Origin of the sequence: Methyloceanibacter marginalis, assembly GCF_001723295.1 — a bacterium.
Taxonomy (GTDB): Bacteria; Pseudomonadota; Alphaproteobacteria; order Rhizobiales; family Methyloligellaceae; genus Methyloceanibacter; species Methyloceanibacter marginalis.
This window is the reverse complement of the sequence record NZ_LPWD01000039.1, coordinates 1-4,095: the sequence shown is the minus strand read 5'-3', so window position 1 is coordinate 4,095 and position 4,095 is coordinate 1. Positions and strand designations below refer to the sequence as shown.

General features: G+C 66.6%; 6 protein-coding genes. 1 reads left to right on the top strand and 5 read right to left on the bottom strand.

The features are described from left to right. The 5 genes from AUC71_RS02225 to AUC71_RS02210 all read right to left on the bottom strand — a co-directional run. On the bottom strand, nt 1–315 hold a 315-nt coding region (locus AUC71_RS02225), incomplete at its 3' end, for a type II toxin-antitoxin system TacA family antitoxin (RefSeq protein WP_069622957.1). Between the two features lie 42 nt (nt 316–357). Next, a complete protein-coding gene (locus AUC71_RS18410; RefSeq protein ID WP_141701384.1) occupies nt 358–1,032 on the bottom strand; it encodes a thermonuclease family protein in 675 nt (224 codons plus the stop codon). 212 nt (nt 1,033–1,244) lie between these two features. Continuing rightward, nucleotides 1,245–1,400 (bottom strand): hypothetical protein, encoded by a 156-nt coding sequence (locus tag AUC71_RS19115; protein WP_158007667.1) that lies wholly within the window; start codon nt 1,398–1,400, stop codon nt 1,245–1,247. Between the two features lie 176 nt (nt 1,401–1,576). After that, a complete protein-coding gene (locus AUC71_RS02215; protein ID WP_069622956.1) occupies nt 1,577–1,885 on the bottom strand; it encodes a hypothetical protein in 309 nt (102 codons plus the stop codon). Between the two features lie 378 nt (nt 1,886–2,263). Continuing rightward, the gene (locus tag AUC71_RS02210) at nt 2,264–3,241 is read right to left on the bottom strand and encodes a tyrosine recombinase XerC (RefSeq protein ID WP_244500759.1); all 978 of its coding nucleotides are present in this window, start codon (nt 3,239–3,241) and stop codon (nt 2,264–2,266) included. 127 nt (nt 3,242–3,368) lie between these two features. On the opposite strand from AUC71_RS02210, the gene AUC71_RS02205 reads away from it, so the two are divergent. Further along, on the top strand, nt 3,369–4,095 hold a 727-nt coding region (locus tag AUC71_RS02205), incomplete at its 3' end, for a primosomal protein N' family DNA-binding protein (protein ID WP_342021617.1).

The window sequence follows — 4,095 nt, the reverse complement described above, 5'->3', positions numbered from 1 at the left end:
TGCCGGAACGCGACGCAACAGCGCCTTGAGTTTCGGTCCCGGCGCGGGAGGATTGTCGAGCGCGTGCATGAAGGCGTCGTAGCGCGCGGCGTCGAGCGTGAAGAACCGCTGGTCGAGCAGCACGTCGATCGCCTGCCGCCGGGCGCTGTCGATCATGAACTCGGTGCGCGTCTTGCCAAGGATCGCCGCCGCCTCGTCGATGAGCTGGCGGGTCTGCGTCTCGATCCGCAGGTTGATGCTGCCCTTGCTTTCGGCCGCCGAAGGGCGCTCCGCGACCGAAACTTGGAAATGCTGGGGGCTACGGTCCTTTGACATGCGTGAAATATGCGGTCGCGTATCCACATTGTCAATACACCCCTATCCCGCGCACCAGTCCTTGCGGCGCGGGCAGGCGGTCGCCCAGCAGGTGTAGGTCTCGGCCAGGCCCTCGGCGATGAGAATCGGCCCCACGTCGCGGCCGTCCGCTTTCAGCTTCCCGCACAGCCGCCCGTAATTGCAGGCGTCCGTGCCCTCGGTGCCGGGCGCGCAGGCACAGGCCGCCAGCGAAAGCTCGACGTCGCTGTCATCCACCAGCTCCCGCAAACGCGCCGTCGCCTCCGACGCCAGCGCCCGCTCGCGTCCGCAACGGGCGTGGAAGCCGGACTCCGGCGTGTTGAAGCCCACCAGCCGGTAGATCTCGCCGCCGCTGCGCACCGTGTCGCCGTCGACCACCTGGATGCCGCTCGACCACGGCGCGGCAACGGAGACGTCCACCACATCGTCGAACAAATCCTTGAGCGAGCCGCCGCGCTCATGGAGCGCCGGGAACAGCCAGACGAAGCTTGCGGTGAACACCAGCACGGCGAGCAGGATCACGGCCCAGTCGATCCGCTCCCACCAGCCCCGCGGCGGCTCGCCGAGATTCCAGACAGGCTTCACGTCCGGCTCGGCAGGCAGCGGCTTTCTCGCGCCGCGCGGCGGCTTGCCGAGATTCCAGCGCGGCGGCTTGCGGTGATGGCGGCTGCGAAACAGCGGTTTGAGGATACGCGCCATGCGTAACTCTGGCGCGGCAGGGCAAACAAATGGTTTCCGCTCACACGGTTCAACGCAATACCGTCATCCTGAGGTGCCAGCTCGTGCTCGAGCTCCCCCGGATCAAGACCGGGCTCGCACCTCAGCATGACGCGCCGGGCCTCGAAGGATGACGGCGCTCACGCCGAAGACTCATGAGCCCCCCAACCGCCCGGTGCGCGGATCGGCGGCGGTCAGAACAGCCAGAAGAAGCCCGCGACGAACACCACCGTGACGACGGCCACCACCAGCCAGTCCACCCGCCACCCCTTGTCGGAATCGCTCAGGGCCTCGAGCGGTCTCGGCTTGTGATGCCGCGTGCCGAAATGGGGTTTGGTGAGGTGCGCCATGGGCCGGAGTGTGCGCCCAGGAAAGCAAACAAATGGTTTCGCCTGTGCCCATCCCAACATCGTCATGCCCGGCCTCGTGCCGGGCATCCAATGATGAGTTTCCACTTGGGGCGAGGCCTTATTGGATGCCCGCGACAAGCGCGGGCATGACGAAGTTGAGTGAATAACCCGAAGTCTCACATGCCCTCAACCACCGGCTCGCAATTCGGCGCCCAGCTCCACTGGCCGCGCGACTCCTCCTCGCATTTCGGCTTCATGCTGTCGGGCGGTGGCGCGACCTCCGCACCTAAAGGATCGATGCAGAACACGTGCCCCGTCACCGGATTCACTTCCGCGGTCTTGCATGCGGGCGCGGTCTCGTCCGCCGCGTGCGCATCCATGATGCCGAAACCTGTGACGTTCACGCCCGCGGCGAGAATGATTCCAAATCGCAACGCCGCAAGCGTCGTCACACGCGCGCGCGTCGTTACATTCTTAGCCGTCATGCGCCTCTCCTCATCGCAAATGTCGATGGCGCCGAAACCATAGCGGCGTTAAAGACTCGCATCTTGTAGGAATTGGGCGCAAACTGCTTTGAGTGCGTGGGCGACCCCCGGTTGAGTATGGCCGTCGCCTGCGACGGCGTTCCCCGCGAGAGGAACCCACGCACACATTCTCTCATCACAAACGAAATGCACGCTCGGTCCCGCGCAAGCAGAGACTCCAGCGCCCTCATCCGCTCATTCCCGCGCAAAAAAGAATGAGCCCGCTCATTCCCGCGTAAGCGGGAATCCAGCACAAAACAAATGTCCGTCAGCTACTCTGGGTCCCCGCCGTCGCGGGGACGAGCGGACCCACAGCCCCGCCGCTCATTCCCGCAAACCTCAAGCCCGGGGGTGGGCGGCCTCATAAGTCTTCAAGAGATGCGCCCGGTCGACCTCCGTATAGCCCTGGGTCGTCGACAGGCTGGCGTGTCCGAGCAATTCCTGAATCGCGCGCAAGTCGCGCCGGCGCCCAATAATGCGTGGCGAAGGAATGCCGCAGCGCATGCGGCGTCGCGGTATCGGGCAGCCCGAGCGCGGCGCGCGCCCGCGCATGCGGAGCTGGATGATGCGGGGCGAGAGCTGCTTGCCGCGCGCGCCGATGAACAGCGGATCGTCGGGCCCGAATTTCGCCGGGCAGAGCTTCAAATAATGCTCGATGGCTTGCCGCGTCACCGGCAGCACGGGCACCACGCGCGTCTTGTTGCCCTTGCCCGTGACCCGCAGCATGTCGCGGCCCTTGATCGGCGCCTCTTTCACGCGCAGCGACAAGGCCTCGGAGATGCGAAGCCCCGAGCCATAGAGCAGCGTCAGCACGGCGGTGTCGCGGGCGAGAATCCATTCTTCGGCGTCGGGCTGCGCGATATCGGCGCCGTCCATCAAGGCCGTCGCTTTCGCCGCGGTGAGCGGCTTCGGCACCGAGTGCGGCAGCTTCGGCAGCGAGACCGCGCGGATGGCGTCGTTCTTGCCGAACCCGCGCCGCTCCAGGAAGCGGTAGAACATGCGGAGCGCGCTCAAGGTCCGCGACAGGCTGCGGCTGCCGACGTCTTGTGCGCGGCGCGCGGCGAGAAAGGCGCGCACGTCCCGCGCCGACAAGGAGAACAGCAGCTTGAGATCGGGCTGCGTGCCGAGATGCCCGGCCAGGAAGCCGAGGAATTGCGAGAGGTCCCGCCGGTAGGCCTCGACCGTATGGGCGGCCAGCTGGCGCTCGGTCACGAGATAGACGAACCAGGCGTTGACCGCCCGGTCCACGTCCGGCGCGGCGCCGATCGCTTGCGCTTTCTTTGCTTGCGCCCTTTTGGATGTCGCCTTGGCTGCCATCCGTCCCTCGACTTGACCCCGTGCGCGCTACTATGGGTCGGTGAGTCGCTAATAACCCTTAACTAACCCCGAAGAGCCCGCTCTGGCCAAGACTTCCACCAGCCCCAAGACGACGAAGGCAAGTCAGGTGACGGTGCCCGTGCTGGTGCCGCTCGCGCTGCCCGCGCCTTACGACTATCTGGTGCCCGAGGGCGATCACGTGGAGCCGGGCGAGTTCGTGGTCGTGCCGCTCGGCCCCGTCAAATATCTCGCCGCCGTGTGGCGGCGCGCGGAAGGCGACGAGGCGCCTCCGATCCCCCGCAAGAAGCTGCGCGAGATCCTCGAGATCCTCGACGATGTGCCGAAGCTGCCGAAGGTCTCCATGGACTTCGCCGAGTGGGTGGCGGGTTACACGCTTAGCCCGCTCGGCATGGTGCTCCGCATGATGATGAGCGCGGGCTCGGCCTTTCAGCCGCCGGCGCCGCGCTATGGGGTGCGCCTCGATAGCCCGCCGCCTGAGCGCATGACGCCGGCGCGCGCCCGCGTGCTCGAGGCGGCCAACAACGGCCTGGTCTGGGTGAAGTCCAACTTGGCCGAGACGGCGGGTGTCAGCCCCGGGGTGATCGATGGGCTGGTCGATGCGGGAACGCTGATAGCCGAGCCCCTGCCCGACTGGCACGCAATGCCGCTCGGCCCCGCGCGCGCGCGCGCAACCCTCAACACCGAACAGGCGCAAGCGGCAAAGGAGCTTCTCGAACACACCGGCGACGGCTTCGCCGTGACCCTGCTCGATGGCGTCACCGGCTCCGGCAAGACGGAGGTCTATTTCGAGGCCATCGCCCAATGTCTCGAGCGCGGCAAGCAGGCTCTCGTGC

What these genes read in the sequence shown, in the direction of transcription:
- AUC71_RS19115 (WP_158007667.1), bottom strand. Translation starts at nt 1,400, where the DNA reads ATGGCGCACCTCACCAAACCCCATTTCGGCACGCGGCATCACAAGCCG.
- AUC71_RS02210 (WP_244500759.1), bottom strand. Translation starts at nt 3,241, where the DNA reads ATGGCAGCCAAGGCGACATCCAAAAGGGCGCAAGCAAAGAAAGCGCAA.
- AUC71_RS18410 (WP_141701384.1), bottom strand. Translation starts at nt 1,032, where the DNA reads ATGGCGCGTATCCTCAAACCGCTGTTTCGCAGCCGCCATCACCGCAAG.
- AUC71_RS02215 (WP_069622956.1), bottom strand. Translation starts at nt 1,885, where the DNA reads ATGACGGCTAAGAATGTAACGACGCGCGCGCGTGTGACGACGCTTGCG.